This window comes from Candidatus Rhabdochlamydia sp. W815, assembly GCF_018642185.1.
GTDB lineage: Bacteria > Chlamydiota > Chlamydiia > Chlamydiales > Rhabdochlamydiaceae > Rhabdochlamydia > Rhabdochlamydia oedothoracis.
In genome coordinates this window covers 1-1,142 of sequence record NZ_JAAVTY010000187.1, presented here as the reverse complement: position 1 = coordinate 1,142, position 1,142 = coordinate 1, and the positions used below count along the sequence as shown (strand labels likewise).

Annotated in this window: 1 protein-coding gene and 1 pseudogene; both read right to left on the bottom strand. The window is 33.8% G+C overall.

Annotated features, from left to right (window positions below; translation table 11 throughout):
* Positions 1-122 precede the first annotated feature (122 nt).
* Positions 123-596, bottom strand: a complete 474-nt coding sequence (locus RHOW815_RS08170; RefSeq protein ID WP_215217790.1) for a hypothetical protein — start codon at positions 594-596, stop codon at positions 123-125.
* Positions 597-850: 254 nt separating this feature from the next.
* Positions 851-1,142: pseudogene (locus RHOW815_RS08165) on the bottom strand (IS30 family transposase); the annotation flags it as partial.

The following is a 1,142-nucleotide window of genomic DNA, read 5'->3' as shown; positions in this document are numbered from 1 at the left end:
AAATATAGGAACAGAAGAAAAAGGTTTGGTTTACGGTTCAATCTTATTGCTGGAATCTACAATTATGAAATTTTTATTTAACTAAGCAAGAGGTCTATTAATTAAAATCTCTTATTTTAAACTTATCCCTGATAAGGCATAGTATTCTTTCTTACAGGTTCCTTTGGTTTTAGCATAGGGTTAGAGCTGCTTTTTCTAGCTCTTACGCTCATTTGAGTTCTTGTATTTTTCAATAAAAATGGATAGGCAGGATTAGTGCTTTTCTCTATTTGTAAAGGGAAGGGGGTAATCCAAACTGCAGAAATATCAACATCCTGAGGGTGTACTTCCCAGATAGAACCATCGGAAAGTTGTAACTTTTGTCCGTTGTCTATGTTAATTGATAGAGAAAGAGGTTCTTTATCTTGAGAGGTACGTTCTCCTTTAGCTATAAAATGATCATTCAACCAAGCTTCTAAAGCCAGTTTTTGTTTGCGATTTAACTTTATTATACCGGTTTTACGCTGATCTTCTGGGTTCATAGCCTCATCTAATATGATATTTGCACATAACAAACAGGGAATGCACACTAAACTGCTTAAAAGAAAAAAATACATATAGAAAACCTCTCTTTGTTTTTGGCCTTATTTTCTTGTACCTTATTTTAAGGGGCTTTTTCAACAAAAATTTATTCGATTCATAAAGTAAGGTCCGTAGACTGTTAAGTTAAAGTTATTTTAGAATTGCATGAACTTAAAATATATTTACATCATATAACTTTCTTGCTTTTTTAAAAATAACCGGAGTTTAAAATGGGCCCTTTCAACCTCGAAGTGCACAAAAAAGAACATATAAATACTTGAAAAAACATCTATTGTGCACCCGAGCATAGCATGTTTGTAGATAATCTCCTAAACACTTCTAGTGGAGTTTCGAAGTTGAGAGCCTTTCTAGGTCTGTTATTTAGTATAAGTTTCTACCCTTTCCATATCCTTGGAAGTCGTATCTAAAAAGCTTTGTGTTTTAGGAAAATATTGCCTAACTAGTCCGTTTGTATGCTCATTTAAGCCTCTTTCACAAGAATGGTAGGGCGTTGCAAAGTAGAAGTCTGTCTCTAGCTCGAAACTAACCATTTGGTGATAGGCAAATTCTTTTCCGTTGTC

Bases quoted from the DNA above. Each gene is read 5' to 3' on its own strand.
- RHOW815_RS08170 (WP_215217790.1), bottom strand. From the start codon at position 596: ATGTATTTTTTTCTTTTAAGCAGTTTAGTGTGCATTCCCTGTTTGTTA.